The sequence below is a fragment of the Polaribacter sp. IC073 genome, from assembly GCF_007997075.1.
Classification (GTDB): Bacteria; Bacteroidota; Bacteroidia; order Flavobacteriales; family Flavobacteriaceae; genus Polaribacter.
The window spans coordinates 311,604-332,326 of the sequence record NZ_VORS01000003.1 but is presented as its reverse complement, the minus strand read 5'-3'; the positions used below and the strand labels follow the sequence as shown (position 1 = coordinate 332,326).

General features: G+C 34.6%; 15 protein-coding genes. 12 read left to right on the top strand and 3 right to left on the bottom strand.

The window, feature by feature from the left end; all coding sequences use genetic code 11:
- Positions 1-7: 7 nt before the first annotated feature.
- From ES045_RS06795 to ES045_RS06750, 10 genes are all read left to right on the top strand, one after another.
- Positions 8-799 carry a glycosyltransferase family 2 protein gene (locus ES045_RS06795; protein WP_147114404.1) on the top strand — a complete coding sequence of 264 codons (792 nt, stop codon included), beginning with the start codon at positions 8-10 and terminating at the stop codon, positions 797-799.
- A 176-nt stretch (positions 800-975) separates the two neighbouring features.
- Entirely contained in the window at positions 976-2,139 is a 1,164-nt protein-coding gene (locus ES045_RS06790; protein WP_223267198.1) for a glycosyltransferase family 4 protein, read from the top strand.
- Positions 2,132-2,737 carry a sugar transferase gene (locus ES045_RS06785; protein WP_147114401.1) on the top strand — a complete coding sequence of 202 codons (606 nt, stop codon included), beginning with the start codon at positions 2,132-2,134 and terminating at the stop codon, positions 2,735-2,737. The genes ES045_RS06790 and ES045_RS06785 overlap by 8 nt, the downstream gene beginning before the upstream one ends.
- A 2-nt stretch (positions 2,738-2,739) precedes the next feature.
- Positions 2,740-3,939: a sugar-transfer associated ATP-grasp domain-containing protein gene (locus tag ES045_RS06780; RefSeq protein ID WP_147114398.1), complete on the top strand. Its 1,200-nt coding sequence runs from the start codon at positions 2,740-2,742 to the stop codon at positions 3,937-3,939.
- Positions 3,939-4,544: a sugar transferase gene (locus ES045_RS06775; RefSeq protein ID WP_147114394.1), complete on the top strand. Its 606-nt coding sequence runs from the start codon at positions 3,939-3,941 to the stop codon at positions 4,542-4,544. The genes ES045_RS06780 and ES045_RS06775 overlap by 1 nt, the downstream gene beginning before the upstream one ends.
- 21 nt (positions 4,545-4,565) lie before the next feature.
- Positions 4,566-5,627 (top strand): hypothetical protein, encoded by a 1,062-nt coding sequence (locus ES045_RS16590; protein ID WP_223267197.1) that lies wholly within the window; start codon positions 4,566-4,568, stop codon positions 5,625-5,627.
- 350 nt (positions 5,628-5,977) lie between these two features.
- Positions 5,978-7,111, top strand: coding sequence for an aminotransferase class I/II-fold pyridoxal phosphate-dependent enzyme (locus ES045_RS06765; RefSeq protein ID WP_147114521.1), 1,134 nt, complete (start codon positions 5,978-5,980; stop codon positions 7,109-7,111).
- Between the two features lie 28 nt (positions 7,112-7,139).
- Complete coding sequence (locus tag ES045_RS06760) at positions 7,140-9,038, top strand: polysaccharide biosynthesis protein (RefSeq protein WP_147114390.1); 1,899 nt, start codon at positions 7,140-7,142, stop codon at positions 9,036-9,038.
- A 113-nt stretch (positions 9,039-9,151) separates the two neighbouring features.
- Positions 9,152-9,865, top strand: coding sequence for a polysaccharide biosynthesis/export family protein (locus ES045_RS06755; protein ID WP_223267196.1), 714 nt, complete (start codon positions 9,152-9,154; stop codon positions 9,863-9,865).
- 2 nt (positions 9,866-9,867) lie between these two features.
- A complete protein-coding gene (locus tag ES045_RS06750; RefSeq protein ID WP_147114383.1) occupies positions 9,868-12,249 on the top strand; it encodes a GumC family protein in 2,382 nt (793 codons plus the stop codon).
- A gap of 55 nt (positions 12,250-12,304) precedes the next feature.
- On the opposite strand, the gene ES045_RS06745 is transcribed toward ES045_RS06750, so the two are convergent.
- Entirely contained in the window at positions 12,305-13,045 is a 741-nt protein-coding gene (locus ES045_RS06745; protein ID WP_147114379.1) for a tyrosine-protein phosphatase, read from the bottom strand.
- A 153-nt stretch (positions 13,046-13,198) separates the two neighbouring features.
- On the opposite strand from ES045_RS06745, the gene ES045_RS06740 reads away from it, so the two are divergent.
- The gene (locus ES045_RS06740; RefSeq protein WP_147114374.1) at positions 13,199-14,053 is read left to right on the top strand and encodes an N-acetylglucosamine kinase; all 855 of its coding nucleotides are present in this window, start codon (positions 13,199-13,201) and stop codon (positions 14,051-14,053) included.
- On the opposite strand, the gene ES045_RS06735 is transcribed toward ES045_RS06740, so the two are convergent.
- On the bottom strand, positions 14,043-15,299 hold the full coding sequence (locus ES045_RS06735) for a UDP-N-acetylmuramoyl-tripeptide--D-alanyl-D-alanine ligase (RefSeq protein WP_147114371.1): 1,257 nt from the start codon (positions 15,297-15,299) through the stop codon (positions 14,043-14,045). The genes ES045_RS06740 and ES045_RS06735 overlap by 11 nt on opposite strands.
- A 67-nt stretch (positions 15,300-15,366) precedes the next feature.
- Complete coding sequence (gene gldJ / locus ES045_RS06730; protein ID WP_147114366.1) at positions 15,367-17,046, bottom strand: gliding motility lipoprotein GldJ; 1,680 nt, start codon at positions 17,044-17,046, stop codon at positions 15,367-15,369.
- A gap of 199 nt (positions 17,047-17,245) precedes the next feature.
- Here gldJ and porU point away from each other — a divergent pair, with 199 nt between their 5' ends.
- The gene (gene porU, locus ES045_RS06725) at positions 17,246-20,704 is read left to right on the top strand and encodes a type IX secretion system sortase PorU (protein ID WP_147114361.1); all 3,459 of its coding nucleotides are present in this window, start codon (positions 17,246-17,248) and stop codon (positions 20,702-20,704) included.
- The last annotated feature ends 19 nt before the right edge of the window (positions 20,705-20,723 follow it).

Below are 20,723 nucleotides of genomic sequence, written 5' to 3'. Positions count from 1 at the left end.
TTTACAAATGGCGAATATCTTAGTTTCCATAATTACTACTGTAAAGAATGGAGAAGTGTTTATAGAAGAAACACTTCAATCTGTATATAATCAAACTTTTAAAAATTACGAACACATCATAATTGATGATGGATCAACGGATAATACAGTTTCTATAATAAATGATTTTAAGCAAGCTAATCCTGAAAATAAAATTATTTTACACGAACCTGGTAGTCTTGGGCGAGGTAAGGCTTTAAATTTTGGGGTTGCGAAGGCCAAAGGACAATGGATTGCAATCGTAGATGCCGATGATATTTGGCACCCAAATAAACTAGAAGCTCAAATGAATATTTTGAAAGAAAACCCAGGTTTGTCTGTATTGGCGGCTAAAACAGGTTTGTTTACAAATAAAGTTAATTTTAAAAATTTTAAAAATTTCACTTATCAAAAGATTATCCCTAAAAAGATGTTGTATAAATCTATTATTTCACATTCTTCAGTAATCATTAAAAAAGAAGATGCAATATATGACGAGGAAAGAACATCCCAGTTTGATGCAGAACTGTGGTATCGGTTAGCTTTTGATAATAAAAAACAGCTAGCAATAATGCCTCAAGAATTAAATTTTCACAGGATACATAAGAATCAGTCATTTGAAGCTTCAAAAGGGCAAGCCTATCAAATGAATTCAATAAAACTAAGTAGTAAATATTGTCTAAAGAGTATTGTGTTACTTCCACTGTTTCTTTATTTTATAAAATTTATGTATAGATTATTGATACCAAGAAGCATAAGGTTTAGTAAGGTAGTAGAATAGGATAAATTCGTATTACAAGTTATTATTGAATGAGATTCAAAAATTTATAGAACTAATATTGGACACGTATGCTGGAATCTGAAGAGATGTAGGGTAAAATGAAAGGGTTACTATATTATATAGATGAAATTCAAGTAGATATTAGTAAAAAAAAATATTAAACACTTAATAGATTAATGAAACCAAAAATAATACGCATAACTACAGTACCTCAATCTTTAAGTGGATTACTAAAGGGCCAGCATCGTTTTATGTCTGAACAAGGTTTTGAAGTGGTTGGGGTTTCTTCAAGAGGGGAACGATTACAACAAGTAGCAGTCGAAGAACAAATACGAGTACAAGGGATAGATATGTCTCGTAAAATAACCCCTTTACAAGATTTAAAATCATTATGGAAAATGTATTTATTTTTGAAAAAAGAAAAACCAGAAATTGTACATAGTCATACCCCGAAAGCAGGAACTATTGGTATGATGGCTGCAAAATTAGCAGGCGTACCACATCGCCTACACACCATTGCAGGATTACCTTTAATGGAAGCAACAGGTAAAAAACGATACGTATTAAATGCTGTAGAAAAATTAACTTATGCTTGTGCTACTAAAATATACCCTAATTCTAAAGGCTTATATGATTTTATTTTAGAACAAAAATTTACTTCAAAAAATAAATTGAAGTTAATTGCTAATGGATCTTCTAATGGTATCGATACGAATCACTTTAGTCGCAAACAGATAAGTGAAGAGGAAAGAACAAATTTGAAAAATAAATTAGAAATAAAAGAGACAGCTTTTGTTTTTATATTTGTTGGAAGATTGGTTAGTGATAAGGGAATAAATGAATTAGTTAGTGCTTTTATACAATTAAAGAATAAAACAGATAAGAGCGTTAAATTACTGTTGGTAGGTTCGGAAGAAGGAGAATTAGATCCTTTAGAGAAAACGACGGTAAAAATTATGCAAGAAGATTTTGATATTATTGCAGTAGGTTATCAGAACGATGTACGTCCTTATTTAGCTATTTCAGATTGTTTGGTTTTTCCAAGTTATCGGGAAGGTTTCCCTAACGTAGTGATGCAAGCAGGAGCTATGGGATTGCCTAGTATAGTATCCGACATCAATGGTTGTAATGAAATAATTGAAGAAAATAAAAATGGCTTTATTATTCCCGTAAAAGATATAAATGCCATTGAAGATGCTATGATTATTATGATTAAAGATAAGTCTCAATTTGAAAAAATGAAGAACAATAGTCGCGAAATGATTGTGAACCGCTACGAACAAATTCTTGTATGGCACGCCTTGCTTTCAGAATATAATTTACTTTTAAACAATGTATAAAAATATTATAAAACCTCTGTTTGATTTTCTCGCAGCTTTTTTCGGACTAATTGTACTGTCCCCAGTTTTTTTAATTGTGATGATAGGGTTAGCTTTTGCTAATAACGGTAGACCTTTTTTCTTTCAAAAAAGACCGGGTAAAAATGAAAAAATATTTAAGGTGGTTAAGTTTAAAACCATGAACGATAAAAAAGGAATTCATGGACAATTACTGCCAGATGAAGCAAGGTTAACTCCGGTTGGTCTTTTTGTACGTAAAACATCTTTAGATGAAATTCCTCAGTTGATCAATGTTTTAAAAGGAGATATGAGTCTCATAGGGCCGAGACCCTTATTACCAGAATATCTACCGTTGTATACTACAAGGCAGAAAAAACGACATAATGTAAGACCTGGTATTACGGGTTGGGCGCAAGTTAATGGGCGTAATACAATCAGCTGGGAGAAAAAATTTGAATATGATGTTTGGTATGTAGAAAACTTGTCTTTTTTATTGGATGCGAAAATCTTTTTTATGACATTCGCAAAAGTATTTAAAGCAGAAGGAGTTAATATGGAAAATCAAGCAACAACAACTGCTTTTAAAGGAGAAAATTAAAGATGATAGTTAATATAATAAATTACCTTGAAGAAACTGTAGCTAAATTTGGTAAAAAAATAGCTATTGAAGATAATAATGGTACTATTACTTTTCTAAACTTAAGAGAAGAAGCAATAAAAATAGCGAGTGAAATAAATTTATTGGGAGTAGCGCATAATCAACCAATAGGTGTTTTTTTACCAAAGTCAAGAAAAAGTATAATTTCTTTTTTAGGAATTAATTATAGTGGAAATTTTTACGCTCCACTAGACATTAAGTCGCCTAATGAGAGATTAGATAGAATAATAGAAAAGCTTTCTCCAAAAATAATAATAACAAATTTAGAAGGAGAAAAAAAACTGAGAGAAATTAAGTATTCAGGGGCAATAATAAATTTAGATAAAACTAAACTAGAGAAAGAACAGTGGGCAGGAACAGGTTATATGTATGAATACCAGCTTATAATGAACCCTAAAGATGAGCGTGTCATTTTAGATGATAAGCGCCAGTTTTTCAAATCTTATGAAAAATATGTTATTCATACGGTAGCTGATTTACAAGATTTAAAAGACAATAAGGAGTCAATAAAGACACTTTTAGAAAATCCATCTGGAAAAATAGTGTTTAAGTCATCTGATGGAAAATGTGGTGCAGGAGTTAAAGTGGCAAGTGCTAAAGACTTTGATGAAAACTCTATAATTACTTATATGGCTAATAATCAATTTGACTTAGTCGAAGAATTTATTATCCAACATCCCGATTTAAATAACCTCTCCCCTTCTGGAGTAAATACAGTTCGGATTTTTACGCAACTAGATAAGAATAATGAAGTAGTACTTTTAGGTTGTCGTCAAAGAATTTCAGTAAACTTACCTATTGATAATATGGCAGCAGGTAATTTAGCGGCTAATATAGACGAGCATACAGGAAAAATTACCGATGCTGGTGTTTATAGCGATATTACTAAAGAAGAGCAGACCATTCATCCAATAACTGGAGTTCCTATTGTTGGTTTTCAAGTTCCATTTTGGTCCGAAACTTTAATAATGGTGAAGGAAGCCGCAAAACTATATCCACAAAACCGTTCTATTGGATGGGATATTGTAATCACTGAAAATGGTCCTGGTTTTATTGAAGGAAACCATGATTGGTGTAAATTACTGTGGCAATTGCCTGCTAAAAAAGGTTTAAAATCTGTACTAACTTCTTATCTGAAATAATGTATAGCTTGTTTATTAAAAGAATTTTAGATATTACTTTGTCTTTAGTAACGTTAAGTCTAGTTTTACCAATCATCATAATTACCTATGTGATTTTACGGAGGCAAAATAAAGGCAATGCTTTATTTTTCCAAGAAAGACCGGGTTACAAAAAAAAAAAATTTAGTATTATAAAGTTTAAGACGATGACAGATGAAAAGGATAAAGATGGTGCGCTGTTGCCTGATTATAAAAGAATAACAAAAATAGGTAATATAATTAGAAAGGCTTCTATTGACGAATTACCACAATTAATAAACGTATTGAAAGGGGATATGAGTTTGATTGGACCAAGACCCTTGTTATTCAAGTATATTCCTTTGTATTCCGATGAACAACTCAAAAGGCATGAGGTTCTGCCGGGGATCACAGGTTGGGCTCAAGTAAATGGAAGAAACAGTATTTCTTGGACTCAAAAGTTTAAATTGGATGTATATTACATAAATCATGTCAGTTTTATGCTGGATATGAAAATATTATGGATGACATTGATGAAAGTAATAAAAAAAGAAGGCGTAAACCAAAAAGAAGAGAGACCTATGCTACCTTTTGATGGGAGCAATTAACATATACATAAATAGCATAAAATGAAAATATTAATTACAGGAGTGGGTGGTCCAACACCTAGAAGTTTTGCAATTGCATTAAAAAAATACAGCTTTTATAAAAAGTTTGAATTGTTTGGTACGGATATAAATCCGCTCGCTTACGGTTTATATCAAAATGAATTGTTTAATAAAACATTTTTAGTACCACCAGCTTCTAGTCCAGATTACTGGGTTGAAATTGAAAAAATAATTAAAGAAAACAATATCGATGCTGCCGTTATACTTCCTGAATTAGAAGTAATGGAGTGGAGTAAGAGAAAAGAAAATCAGTCATTGCCTTGTAAAGTGTTATTGCCTGATTTTTCTATAGCAGAATTATTAGTTGATAAGTCAAAAATGACAGCAATTTTAAAGGATTTAGATATTGTACCTCCATCAGTTACTTTTTCGAGAAATTCAACGGATCTAAATACTGTTTTTGAAGTTTTAGGTCAAAATTTCTGGGTAAGAAGCACCAGTGGTACAAGTGGTTTAGGCTCTTTGAGGGTTAAAGATTTAGAATCTTTAAAAAACTGGATTCAAATAAATCCAAACGTGCAAGAGTTTATTGCTAGTAAATTTTTACTTGGTAGAAATTTAGCCTGTAAAATGTTATACTATAATGGCAAACTTTTAAGAACAGCATGTGCGGAAAGAGTAAATTATATAATGGCAAAGGTAGCACCATCTGGCATTACAGGAAATACTTCCTTTGGTCGACTTTTAAACGAACCAAAATTAGTAGAAGGAGCAATCAGAGCAATGGAACATCTATTTAAATATACGAAAGCCAACAAACACGGTTTTTTTACAGTAGATTTTAAAGAGAATGAAAACGGAAAACCATATATTACTGAAATTAACGTTAGGCATGTAGCCTTTACGCAATGCTTTGCTGCTGCTGGCGCTAATTTTGCATCAGACACCGTTAGATTGTTAAATAATGACCAGGATTTTGACCATAGTTACAAAATGTACGAGTTTGAAAAGGATTTAATTTTCTTAAGAGATGTGGATGCTTTACCTATACTGATGAAAGAAACAGAGTTGCTGAAAAAATAAAAAGAAATGTACCTTTTATTAAATAAGAATCTATCTTAAAACAGTTATATCCTAAAAAGCGTTATTACGCTCGCTAAAAAAGGAATAGTTTCTAGGGCTTAAATGTGGCAATATTATCAATGAAAAAAAAATAAAATCTATGTTAAATAATTTACATTTAGGACTTTTTTAATTTGTAATTTTTATAAATAAAAAGAATATTAAAAAGAAAAAAAGCTTACTCTAATCGAGATTTAATAAAAACCTATATTATGATGTTTGTTATCCAATTTATTTTGAGGAGTTTTTAGAAGTCAATAATGAAAAATAATATTTTTCAAAATAATACAATTTTAAAAAAGATAAAACCCATGCAACAATCTAAAATATGGCTTTCTTCTCCACACATGGGAGGCACAGAGCAAAAATACGTACAAGAGGCTTTCGATACAAATTGGATTGCCCCATTAGGACCTAATGTGAATGGTTTTGAAAAAGATTTAGAAAATTATGTTAAAGAAAATTCTAAAGTAGCGTGTTTAACTTCTGGCACTTCGGCAATACATTTGGCATTGGTGATGGCTGGTGTTACACATGGAGACGATGTGCTTTGCCAGAGTTTTACGTTTTCAGCATCGGCAAATCCAATAGCGTACCAAGGAGCAAATCCTGTTTTTGTAGATAGCGAAAAGGATACCTGGAATCTATGTCCTGTATATTTAGAGCAAGCAATTGAAGCAGGAATTTCTAAAGGGAAAAAACCGAAAGCAATCATCGTGGTGCATTTGTACGGAATGCCAGCAAAAATAGACGCCGTTGCTGCAATAGCAAAGAAGTATGAAATTGTGTTAATTGAAGACGCTGCAGAAGCATTAGGGTCAACGTATAAAGGACAAAAATGTGGCACCTTTGGAGATTTCGGAATCCTGTCGTTTAATGGCAATAAGATCATCACAACATCTGGTGGTGGTGCTTTGGTTTGCAGAAACGAAGAAACTAAAAATAAAGCAGTGTTCTTAGCCACGCAAGCGAGAGACACAGCAGTGCATTACCAACATTCTGAGATTGGATATAACTATAGAATGAGCAATATTGTTGCGGGTATTGGAAGAGGACAAATGGAAGTGTTGGATGCACATATTGGGTTTCGCCGAGACATGCATCACTTTTATCAAGAACTTTTTAAGGAGTTTGTGGGGGTTACTGTTTTTACGGAACCTGCGAAAGAATACCATTCAAATCATTGGTTGAGCTGTATTGTTATAGATGAGGAGAAAGCAGGGTTTACCAGCCAAGCATTGCGTTTGCAACTAGAAAAAGACAACATAGAATCTCGCCCTCTATGGAAACCAATGCACTTGCAACCCGTTTTTAAAGACTGTGCCTATTATGGCGCTGCAGTAGCGGAAGCGTTATTTGAGAAAGGGGTGTGTTTGCCTTCTGGATCTAATTTGACAACGTCGGATAGAGACCGAATTGCAAAGTCAATCAAGAAATTATTGTAACTTCGCGAAGTTCATTCTAAATATAAAAATGATAAGAAACTTCTTTTTAAAAGCGCTAAAAAAATATGCCTCTAAATGGTTAGTCCTATGCATCGATGTATTGCTTGTGTGTTTTGCATTTATAGTTGCCTATGCCATACGGTTCAATCTCAGTCTCAATTTTGACCATTCGAACCTAACAGCACAAATACCTGTCATAGCCATTGTTGCCTTGGTTAGTTTTCTTTTGGTAGGTTCTTACAAAGGAATTATAAGACATACAGGGGTCAAAGACGTGTTTAATGTCTTTTTTGGGGTGACCATATTCAGTATTTGTATCGGTTTTTTAGTCATTGTGAATCAGTTTTTTGAAATTTACAAAGGCTTTACAATTCCGAAGTCTATAGTCTTGATTCATTATTTAGTCGCTGTATTCTTGTTGATCATTAGCAGGTATGTTTTCAAAGCATTTTATGAAGTGATCTCTACAGAGTTGAAGACAATTACCAATGTGCTTATTTACGGCGCAGGAGATTCAGGAATCATGTCTTACGGGGCTTTAAACAGAGAAAGAGGACACAATTATGATGTTTTAGGTTTTATTGATGACGATGTGAACAAAGTAAATAAGAAGATAGATCGCATTAAAATTTACAATACAGCTGCAATAGACACAACTTTTATTGAGAAAAATGACATTGATGAAATCATCATTTCGATACAAAACATCAAACCCAACAGGTTGTTAGAAATTGCAGATGAACTCTTAAGCTTAGGGGTAGAGGTGAAAATAGTGCCTCCGTTGTCGAAATGGATTGGTGGCGACTTGCAAGCAAACCAAATCAAACAAATAAATATTGATGATTTGTTAGGAAGGGAAGTAATCTCTATTAAAAACCCCATTGTAAGAAGAGAAGTGGCACAAAAAGTGGTGTTGGTTACAGGAGCCGCAGGTTCGATAGGAAGTGAAATTTCTAGACAATTGTCTGGCTACAATTTAGAGGTATTAATTTTGGTAGACCAGTCTGAATCTCCTTTGTACGATTTGGAACAAGAATTGCTTCAAAACGGAAACGAAAACTTCAAAGCGATTGTCGCGGATGTTCGCGATGTAAAACGCATGGAAGAAATCTTTACCAAATACAAACCTCAAAAAGTATTTCACGCAGCGGCATACAAACACGTTCCTTTGATGGAAAAAAGTCCGTATGAAGCCGTGCGCATCAATATCTGCGGGACTAAAAACATTGCAGACTTGTCTTTAAAACACAAAGTAGAGCGGTTTGTCATGGTGTCTACAGACAAAGCAGTAAACCCAACCAATGTAATGGGCGCTACGAAAAGAGTGGCAGAATTGTACATTGGGTGCTTGAGCAAAGAAAAAAGTGACACGAAATTTACCATTACCCGCTTTGGAAATGTGTTAGGCTCTAATGGTTCTGTGATCCCTTTATTTAAAAGACAATTAGAAAAAGGCGGTCCATTAACCGTAACCCATAAAGACATTACACGCTATTTTATGACCATACCAGAAGCGTGTCGTTTGGTTTTAGAAGCCGGTACGATGGGAGATGGCGGAGAAATTTATATTTTTGATATGGGGAAGTCTGTGAAGATTTTTGACATGGCAAAAAGGATGATTGCCCTGTCAGGATTGGTGTATCCAGAGGATATTGACATTCAAATAACGGGGTTGCGGCCTGGGGAGAAATTATACGAAGAATTATTGGCAGACGGAGAGAATACGACCAAAACCTACCATGAAAAAATAATGATTGCAAAATCATTGAATGCAGCGTTTCCAGAAGTTAAAGAACGGATACTGAGCTTGTGTGCAGAAAACAATGATTTGACCAACAATCGGATTGTGGAGGCCATCAAAGAAATTGTACCCGAATTTATTTCTAACAACTCTGTTTATGAAAAATTAGATGGGAATCACGAATGAGTCAATTTAAAATATTATTTTCGCAAAAAAAAAATACTGATATGAATTTATGTTCCATACATAGAAACCCACTTTTGATCACCTTTTTACTCGTACTTTTTTTGTCGTCCTGTGTGTCTAACAAAAAAATTGCTTATTTTCAGAACGATGCCATCGATCAAGAAAAGGTAAGCAATGTGTACAAGACTGTTTTTAAACCAGACGATTTATTACAAATCACCATTGCTTCAGATGATTTAGAAGCCGTAAAACCTTTTAATTTGCCCGCAGTCTCTTTTGCGGCATCCACGAATGCAGTTGCGGGGAGAGCCCAACAATTATCGTATTTGATTGATAGTAAGGGGGAAATCGATTTTCCTGTCTTTGGGAAATTAAAGATAGGTGGTTTGACACGGGAAGAAACCATTCGGTTGTTAAAGTCTAAATTAGCACCAGATTATGTGAAGGACCCTACGGTAAATATTCGGATTTCAAATTTTAAGATCACCGTGCAAGGGGATGTCAGTAAACCAGGAACTTTTAACATCCCAAATGAAAGAGTCACTATTTTAGATGCGATTGGGTTGGCTGGAGATTTAAACATCTCTGGGAGAAGAGATAATATTATGGTGATTAGAGAAGAAGGGGACAAGAAAAAACAATACCGACTAGACATCCGTTCTAATAAAATATTTACCTCTCCTGTGTTTTACTTGCAACAAAATGATGTGGTCTATGTAGAGCACAATTATGCAAGAATACAGTCTGCTTCCAGCAATAGCAATACAGGGTTGTTCATCTCTATTACAGGTACATTGATCGCAATTGTTACACTTTTAACCCGATAAGAATGCAAGAACAAAAGAATGCCGTTCATTCTCCCATAGAAGAGAACGATACATTAAATATTAGAGAAGAATTAGAAAAATACCTGTTCCATTGGAAGTGGTTTTTAGTGGGCGGTGTTTTAGCGCTACTAGTGGCGTATATTTATTTGCGCTATACGCCAGCGCAATACACGGCGTCTACAACGATTTTGATAAAGGACAATCAGAAATCTGGCATCTCGAAAGAGTTGGAAGCTTTTAAAGACATGGGGATTGTAGGGGGCGGTTCTAGCAACAACACCGACAATGAAATTGAAATTATCAAGTCTAGAAAAATTATAGGGCAAGTGGTTGATTCTTTGAACCTAGACATCAACTATTTTGTAGAAGGAAGAGTCATCAAGTCGGAAATCTATACCAACAAACCCATCCGATTTCAGTTTCTTTCTAAAGAATCTAAGTTCTTAGCAAGAGATACCGTATTCATTGTTTCTCAAAAAAACGCGCAACAATATTCTTTTAAAAATGTAGCGGATGAAATTATTGCAACACACAATTTTGGAGACATTGTAAAAGCGAATATAGGGACATTTACAATCGAAAAATTAAAGGACTTCGAGCAAGACCTTTTCATCGTTTTAACGAAGAAGGGGGCAGTTATAGATTTTTATAAAAAGAACGTAAATGTTAGCACCATCAGCAAAAACTCTAGTGTGCTCTTATTGACAATCAATGACCGCGTTCAAGAAAAAGCAGCCGATTTTTTAGATGAATTGGTGCGACAATACAACATCGATGCGATCAATGATAAAAATGAAGTTTCTAAAAAAACAAAAGATTTTATTGATGAAAGGTTGTACGCTATTGGAAAAGATTTAAGCGGGATACAAGACCGCATTAAGGAATTTAAAGTAGACAATGACATTACAGGGCTTTCTGCGGAAGGTGAATTGGCCTTGGAATTGGCGTCTAGCAATAATGAGAAATTAATTCAGATTCAAACGGAACTGAATATTGCCGAAGGTGTCTTGAAGAACCTCCAGCAACCATCGAATACAGACGAAACTTTGCCACAAAATTTAGGGTTTTCAGATCCATCAATTGCGACTGCTATTCAAAATTTTAACGAATTAGTCATTTACAAAAACAGGTTGAGTATCAATGCGGGAAGTAAAAACCCTCAAATCATCCAATATCAAAAAGAAATCACGTCTTTAAAATCGAATTTAAAGAATAGCATTTCAAACCTCATTTCATCGTTAGAAACACAATACAATCAGATCAGTAAAGAGGCGGTGCGAGTGAACTCTAAATTAAATGCCATTCCTTCTTTAGAAAGAGGTTTTATAGACATTGCGAGACAGCAAGAAATAATTGCGGGCTTGTATTCTTATTTACTAAAGAAAAAAGAAGAGACGGCAATTTCATTAGCAGTCACCGTGTCGAATGCAAAAATAATTGATGTTGCCTACAGTTCGGGCATTCCTGTGTCTCCTAAGAAAAGAATAGTTTATTTAGCGGCCTTGTTATTAGGATTGCTCATTCCATTCATCATTATTTATTTGAGAAATTTATTAGACACCAAGGTGCACAATAAAAAGGATCTTGAAAGTGCTTTAACGGTTCCTTTCTTAGGAGACATTCCGCAATCTGAAACAAAAGAGAAGATCATTGTTGGTTTTGACGAAAGATCGAGTGGTTCTGAAGCTTTTCGATTGGTTCGGACCAATTTAGATTTTATGATGGCGGGTAAAAAGGATGCTAAGAAATTTATTTTTATTACGTCTACCACCAGTGGAGAAGGAAAATCTTTTATTGCTATAAACTTAGCGGCTACGTTGGCGCTTTCTGGGAAGAAGGTGTTGTTGTTGGGGATGGATTTAAGAGCTCCGAAAGTGACTGAATACTTAGGATTAGAAAGTAAAAAAGGAGTGACCAACTACATTACCAGCAACGAGCTTTCTTTAGAGGAATTAAAATTTAACATACCAGAGGCAAAAGGGTTGGACATTATTTCTTCGGGAGCAATACCACCGAATCCTGCGGAATTGTTAAGTAGTGCTAGTATTGAAAAATTATTTTCTGAGATAAAGAATAGCGGGACGTATGATTATGTAGTGGTAGACACCGCGCCTGTAAACTTAGTAACCGATACGCTATTAATTGCGAAATATGCAGACATGTTCTTGTATGTTGTGAGAGCAAATTATTTAGACAAAAGGTTGTTGGCAGTACCCGAAGAATTGTACAGAACGAAAAGATTGCCAAACATGGCCATTGTTTTGAATGATACAGATCCTAAAAGAAGTTATGGCTATGGCTATGGAGGTTATGGAAGTTACGGCTATGGATACCTTGCTGAGGAGACAAAACCTTGGTACAAGAAACTTTTTTCTAAAAGTTAGCACTACGGAATGCAAAAGAACAAAAAAGGAGCAATGCTAGCATTGCTCCTTTTTTTTAGTTAAATACTTTACAGTTATTCTTTAACAGGTGTTGTATTTTTTTTAAATTTTTCTCCGTGCCAATTTGCTTCAACAATTGCAAGTGCTGGTGGTGGTGCGTGTCTGAACCGACAAAATCATATGTATTTTGTTTTAGCAATTGATGGCTTACTTGCTGAACATGCTTGCCATAGTGCGCTGTTAAAGACAACAAATTCAATTGAAACAGACAACCTGCTTTTTTTAATTTATAATAGTTTTCTAGAGCATTGTGGTAAAAAACATAGCGTTCTGGATGCGCTAAAACAGGCTTGTAGCCTTTTAACTGTATTTCAAACAAGACATCATATAAATTCATAGGTGCATTAAAATAAGACATTTCCACAAGGATGTAGTTGTCTTTTAAAGGCAAAATGTCATCGTTTTTAAGTCTTTCAGAAAACTGTTCGTCCATCATGTACTCTGCCGCGGCACGTATGTGGATGTCTGGATATCCTTTTGCGAGCAAGGCATCTCTTACTTCCGTTAATTTACTTTGAATGGTTTGTGATGCATTTGGATACACATCTCCTAAAACATGAGGCGTTGTGATAAAATTTTTAATTCCGTACGAATACATTTTTAAGATAAGTTCGATGGAAGCGGCGATGTTTTTTGCGCCGTCATCGATACCCGGCAGTAAATGGGAATGAATATCAACAAAATCTTTAGGAAAAAAATCGATTAAAGGAATTTCCTTCTTCTTAAAAAAAAACATATCATTATATTTACCGTAAAATTACAATAATTAAATCCATTCCATTAATTTATTCAGATTCAGAATAAATTAATGGATACGAAAACGATTGAAGTTTTACTTCGTATTGTTATTTGTTGGAAGTTATTATATATTTGGTTAAAATAAGAGATTATGATTTTAATTGCAGACGGAGGTTCTACAAAAGCAGATTGGATTGCGATCAACAGCGAAAAAAATGAAGAATTTAGAGTCCGGACTTTAGGTTTAAATCCTGCCGTTGTAGCAGAGGAGGAATTGTACAATAGAATTATCAATATGTTTCAATTGATCAATATCAAAGAAGACGTTTCTGAAATCCATTTTTACGGTGCAGGTTGCGGAACACCAAAGCCAACAGCAATTTTAAAAAACATTTTAGAAACTATTTTTATAAATGCCAAAGTGTTTGTTTCGGAAGACATGTTGGCAGCGGTCTATGCAGCAACAGGCAAAGAACCCGCCATGGTTTGTATTTTGGGGACAGGCTCTAATAGCTGTTATTTTGATGGTGAAGAAATGCAAATGTTGGTGCCTTCTTTAGGCTATATTTTAATGGATGAGGCAAGTGGTAATTACTTTGGAAAAAAATTAATTGTAGATTATTTCTATAAAAAAATGCCAAAAGCCATTGCAACCGCATTTGAGAAAGAATTTAATTTAGACGCAGACCATATTAAAAAGAACATTTACAAAGAGGTGAATCCGAACATGTATTTGGCCTCTTTTGCAAAGTTCATGTTCGATTATAAAGATGAAAAGTACATTAAGAGAATCATTAAAAAGGGATTCCAAGAATTTTTCAAATGCCGTGTATTGCCTTATCATTTAGACAGCAATGCATCGATCTATTTTATTGGTTCTATTGCGCATTATTTTAGAGACACGTTAGACAAAGTGGCTGGGAAATACGATTTAAAAATTACAGACGTCATACAAAGGCCCATAGACAGCTTGCTAGAATACCACAAAAAGAACATCAATGTATAAGTTCTAGTATTCTTTCTAACTGCATGCCTCTAGAACCTTTGATTAAAATAGATTGATTTTCTAGAGGTTTTTTCTGAATACATTCTTGCAGTGCTTCAAAAGTTTCAAAAGTATTATTTTTGGTAGTTGTGTTGAAGAAGTTAGCGCCCACATAGAAGGTATTCGAAAAAGACAAGCTGTCTGCTAAGTTGACCATTTCTTGGTGTTCTTTGTCGCTTTCCTTGCCCAATTCAAACATATCACCTAAAATGACCGTTTTAAAAGGGTTTTTAATTTTTGAAAAATTTTCTAAGGCAACTTTCATACTCGACGGATTCGCATTGTAGGCATCCAAAAGAATCTGGTTACTCCCTTTTGTGATCATCTGAGAACGGTTATTGTTTGGCGTGTATTGTTCGATGGCTTTCTTCATTTTTGGAAGTGCAACCTCAAAATATTTTCCAATAGTGATGGCCGCCGCAATGTTGGTGTAATTATAGTCTCCAATTAAATGACTCTGAATTTCTAGATGAGCAACAGCCAATTTTACATACGGAGTTGCTGCTATGAAAACACAGTTGTTAGGAAAAGAAACCGTTTTAAGGTTCGTTGTTTTTTCTACTTGAAGGGCATCATTTGGGTTGATAAAGGCAGTCTTATTCTTTTTATTTAGATACGTGTACAATTCACTTTTTCCTTTGATGACCCCTTCTAGACTTCCAAAACCTTCTAAATGTGCTTTTCCGAAGTTGGTGATATAGCCATAATCTGGTTGTGCAATCTCGCATAGAAACGCAATTTCTTCTTGGTGATTGGCACCCATTTCTACGATTCCAATTTCGGTTTTCGGGGTCATAGAAAGCAACGTCAAAGGCACTCCGATATGGTTGTTTAGATTTCCAACGGTAGCGGTGGTTTTATATGTTTCAGAAAGCACACAATTAAGCAATTCTTTTGTGGTGGTTTTTCCATTGCTTCCGGTCAAAGCAATTACAAGGATTTTTAATTGCAATCGGTGGTAACGGGCAAGCTGTTGCAGCATTTCTAAAACGTTGGGGACTAAAATGGTCTTGCTACTTGTATCAAACTCCTTTTCATCTATAATGGCATAAGCTGCGCCATTTTTTAAAGCTTCATTTGCAAATTTATTCCCATTAAAGTGGTCCCCTTTCAAAGCAAAGAATAAAGTGTTTTTTCTAATGTTTCGGGTGTCTGTATCTACTAAATAATGCACAGCATACAGGCTGTAAATTTTCTTTATTTCCATTTTTTAAAGATAAAAAAAACCTCATTGCAAATGACAATGAGGCTTCACTATTTTTTAGATTAGAAGGCTATCTACGAGGACTTCTCGCTTTTCTTTTCTTAAAAGTCATTGGGCCTAATTGATCTGTAACACATCTAAAACCAATAAAATTTGTTGCCATATATTCTGGCAAATACCTTCGCTGTGCAGGATCTAACCAATATTCTCTGTCTGCCCAAGAACCTCCTTTGTAAACTCTCGTTTCATCACTAATTAAAGTAGTACGTTTCTTTGCATCATTGGTTACAACAGTGTCACCAGAATCTTCATCTCTGTCTCTTGTTGGTTTTTTTGGTGAATTGTACATGCTCGGTCTCGAAGCAAAACGATCTGCGTCATCTTCGTAAAATCGTGTAGAGTTTAAATCTCCATCACCATAGTTTGCATTTTCAGCGCGAGAGAAGTTGGTTCTAAAAGTAGCATCGTTTTTTGTAATGGGGATGTATTTAATACTACCAGGCAATTGTTTTGGAATGATACTTCCGTTTGGCAAAGTGTCATATTCTACAGCAACATCATCACCAACAATAACAACTTTACCTTCTTCATTGATCATTTTTTTGGTAAATATATTCCCTCTAAAATAATTAAAATCATTTGCTTCGTTGTCTATAATCGGTCGGTATACATCGGCGACCCATTCGGCAACGTTACCAGACATGTCATACAAGCCAAAAGCATTTGGTGGATACGATTTGATGCGAATAGGAATGTCCGATCCATCTGAACTCCAACCCGGTAAGCCACTATATTGACCACGCCCTTGTTTGAAGTTTGCCAACTGATCTCCTCGAAATCTTTTGTCTTTTTCTCTGGTGTACTTTCCGTCCCAAGCATATTTTTTTCTCCCTCTAATAGTGTTGTATTCTCTATTTTCTATAATTGCTTTTGCAGCAAATTCCCATTCTGCTTCTGTAGGCAATCTAAATTTTTGTTGAAGAATGCCATCTGCTTGTGTAATTTTTCTCCCTTGAAAATCGTCTCTACCAGGTTTTGGGTCTCCTTTTTTTCTGATGTTTCTTGACCGAACGCCCCTTTTATAAATAGTGGTGTCCCCATCAAAAAGTCTTTCAGAATCACTTAAAAAACGTTCTGTATCGAAAAAGTTTCTGGTAGAATCAGATTCGAAAATATTTTTAATATGACCTTTGTCTATTAATTTTTTAAGATTTACGGCGTTTGTTCTCCACTTGCAATATTCATTCGCTTGCAGCCAAGTAACGCCAACTACAGGGTAATCTGCGTATGCTGGATGGCGAAAATAGTTGTCCGTTAAAATATCTGTGTTTCCTAAACTCTTTCTCCACACCAACGTATCTGGTAAAACCGAATTGTAAATATGTTTGTATTCTTCTACTGCAGGAGAAAACACATCCTTTACATATTGTACGTATAAAAAGTATTCAGAATTGGTAACTTCTGCTTCGTCCATGAAAAAAGAACGGACATGCATTTTTTTAGGTGTGGTGTTCCAATCGAACATGACGTCGTCTTGAACTTGCCCCATTGTAAAAGAACCGCCTTCAATAGCAACCATTCCAAGAGGTGGTTCTTGCCCATCAAACGAGCTGTTTCTGATATAATTCCCGTTTTTAGGATCATTAAAAGACAACCCAGTTAACCTAGATGTGCCAGAAGTAGATCGATTACAATTTGTTAAAAGTAATGTTGTGAATACTACTAAAGTGACTTTACATATGTTTTTCATTTTCTAGTAGAAAATTATTTAGGGTTTGTATTAAGATGCAATTTACAATAAATATAATTTCGTGCAAGAAAAATATAAATTTTAACGCATCATTTTTTCATTCACTTTCTATTAAACGCATGCTTTTTAACTTTAGTATAACTTATCTTTGTGGCCGTTAAAATATCTCTTATTATTTTGCGTTATTTGAATACGATTTATGAAAAGACTTTTTCTAGTTTTAGGAACCCTATTTTTAATGCAATGTGCCGCTGCACAGACCAATAGTTCTGTATTGGCATCGGGAGATTGGTATCAGTTTTCTGTAGACACCACAGGCGTTTTTAAAATTGATAAAAATTTATTGCAAAGAATTGGCATTGCAACAAAGGGATTGAACCCTAAAAATATTCAAATATTTGGTAACGGAGGCAGCTTATTACCTGTTTTAAATAGTGCTTTTAGATACAATGATCTGCAAGAAAACGCCATCTACATAGCAGGAGAAGATGACGGTAATTTTGACAACAATGATTTTATCCTCTTTTATGCAAAAGGGCCGCATGATTGGGAAGTAGCCCCGACAAGTAAAACAGCAAAACACCGACAAAACATCTATTCAGACAAAGCCTATTATTTTATAACTGTAGGGGATGCAAACGGAAAAAGAATGCAATCAAAAGCTGAAAACCCCAATATAGCAACGACTCAAATAACCGCTTTTGATGATTTTACGTTTTATGAAAAAGAGGAACTCAATTTATTCGGAGTAGGAACACAATGGTTTTTTAATGATAATTTTAACATAGAAAACACACAAACTTTTACAATTCCTTTTCTAAAAGCGGTGGCAAACCAAGACGTTTCTGTTCGAGTTAGAGGCGTGAGCAATTCTGTGGTTTCTTCTACCATGGCTGTAAAAGTGAACAATGCAGCTGTGTACACTTTAGGTTTTGCTGCGGTTAGTTCGGGTTCTTTAACAAAGGCACATACCTCGGAAAGAACAGCTGCTGTTCCTAATTCTTCGGATGCAATAGTGGTAGAAATTAAATATAATAACAATGGAAACCCTTCTGCAAATGCGTATTTAGATTATATAGAAATTGTTGGTAAAAAAGAACTCCTTGCAGATACGAAGCAATTTTCTTTTCGAAGTTTTAAGCAATTTGATGCTTCGGGAACTGTGGCATATCAAATTAAAAATGCAAATGCTATTTTTCAAGTTTGGGATGTTTCCAACTTTTTAGCCCCAGAAATAATTACAAATGAAGGGGCAGGAACTGATTTTGTATTTAAAGATTCGGGTGGCATTTTAAGGGAATATATTGTGTTGAATGAATCTGATTTTTACATCCCAGAAACAGTGGCAAATGCAAAGGTTAGCAACCAAAATTTACAGGCATTAAAAGACATTAATTATATAGTAATTACAAGTGCAGCACTAGTTTCTCAAGCACAAAGATTAGCAGATTACCACGAGACGAATTCGGGTTTAACGACAAAAGTGGTTATCTTAGAAGCCATTTATAATGAATTTGCTTCGGGGTCTAAGGATATTACTGGTATTAGAGATTTTCTAAAACTGGTGTATGATACAAATTCATCCGCAGAAAAAAAATTAAAATACGTTTGCTTTTTTGGTGATGCCTCTTACGACTACAAAGATCGGCTTATAGGAAATAATAATAGTGTGCCTGTAAAATTAGCAGACGCAAGTTTTAATTTGGCGACTTCGTATGTTACCGATGATTTCTTTGTAATGTTAGAGGATGATGAAGGCACCATGTTAACGTCGCATACATTAGATGTTGTTTCGAGTAGAATACCCGTTACCGGAATATCGCAAGCGAAAGATGTTGTTGATAAAATTTTAAGCTATTATGACAAAAAATCGATAGGAGATTGGCGAAACACCATTACTTTATTAGCAGATGATATTGATGATGATTTTGATATTGCGATTCAAAAAGGAGTAGAGTCTATTGCAGATGAAATTAAAAAAGAAAAACCAGTCTTTAATGTACATAAAATTTATGCAGATGCGTATGTGCAACAAAACTCTTCTGGTGGGGAGCGGTATCCAGAAGTAAAAAAAGCAATTACGAATGCAATTGAAAAAGGAACCTTAGTTTTTGATTATTTTGGACACGGAGGGGAAGATGGTTTTGCTTCCGAAAGAATTTTGGAGAAACCACAAATTCAAGAATTTAATAATCCGAATACATTGCCATTACTAATTACGGTTACCTGTGATTTTTCGAGATTCGACAATCCGAATAGAATTACGGCTGGTGAATTAACCTTATGGAACAAAACCGGGGGTGCAGCAAGTATGATTACCACCACGAGAGAAGTTTTTATTGGTGTAGGGCAACGTTTTAACGAGCAATTAATTAGAGTTTTATTACAATTTAATGATGAAGATTTAACGATTGCAGAAGCCTTAACAAGTACTAAGAATCAATTTTCTAGCAAGCAGAAATTCTTTATTTATTCTTTTGGAGACCCAGCAATGAAGTTGGCAGTGCCAGAACCAAGTGTTCGAATTACGAGCATAGAAGATGTGAATATGCAAGCTTTAAATACTTTAAAAGCACTCTCTAAAGTAACGATGAAAGGTATTGTTGTAGATGGTTCTGAGAATCTTTTAAGTGGTTTTAACGGAGATTTAGCGACTACTATTTTCGATAAATCTATTGACAGGGAGACTTTAGGAAATAATAATTTTGGAGAAACGTTGTTGTTTGATACCCAGGATAGTAAAATATTTAAGGGAAAAGCGAAAGTAGTTAATGGAGCTTTTGAGTTCGATTTTATTGTGCCAAAAGATATTAAGATTGGTATTGAAGAAGAAAAGGACAAAGATGGAAATGTTGTAGTGGATGGAAGCGGAAAACCTGTTTTTAAAAAAGGAAAAGTAAGTTTCTATGCAGTTGAGAACAATACGTTTCAAGAAAAATCAGGGTACAATATTGATATTCTTGTTGGCGGAATCGATGAGAACGCGCCAGAAGATACGGTTGGTCCGGAAGTCAAATTATTTATGAATGATGAATCGTTTATAGACGGCGCGAATACCAATGCGTCTCCTAACTTAATTGTTGTGTTGTCGGATGTTAGTGGGATCAATACATCAATCACCGCAGTAGATCATGATATTATAGGCATTTTAGATGGGGATGCGACAAACCCAATAATTTTAAATGATTTTTATGAAACAGCATTAAATAATTTTACCAAAGGAAAAGTGACGTATCGATTACGAAATTTAGAGGTTGGTGTGCACACTTTAAAAGTAAAAGCTTGGGACACGTATAATAACTCTTCGGAAACAACGTTAAGTTTTGTGGTTGTGAGTGATGCCATTTTAAATTTAGAAAATGTTTTAAATTATCCGAATCCTTTTGTAAATTACACCGAGTTTTGGTTCAATCACAACAAGCCAAATGAGCCTTTAGAGGTGCAAGTTCAAATATTTACGGTTGCGGGTAAATTGGTAAAGACCATCAATAAAACGGTACAAACAACAGGCAATCTATCTCGAAACATTGCGTGGAATGGTTTCGATGATTTTGGACATAAAATAGGAAAAGGAGTGTATGTATATAAGCTAAGAGTAAAAGCAACTACAAGCAATTTGGTTTCAGAGAAGTATGAGAAATTAGTAATACTTCAATAAAAAGTAGATATTTGCATTA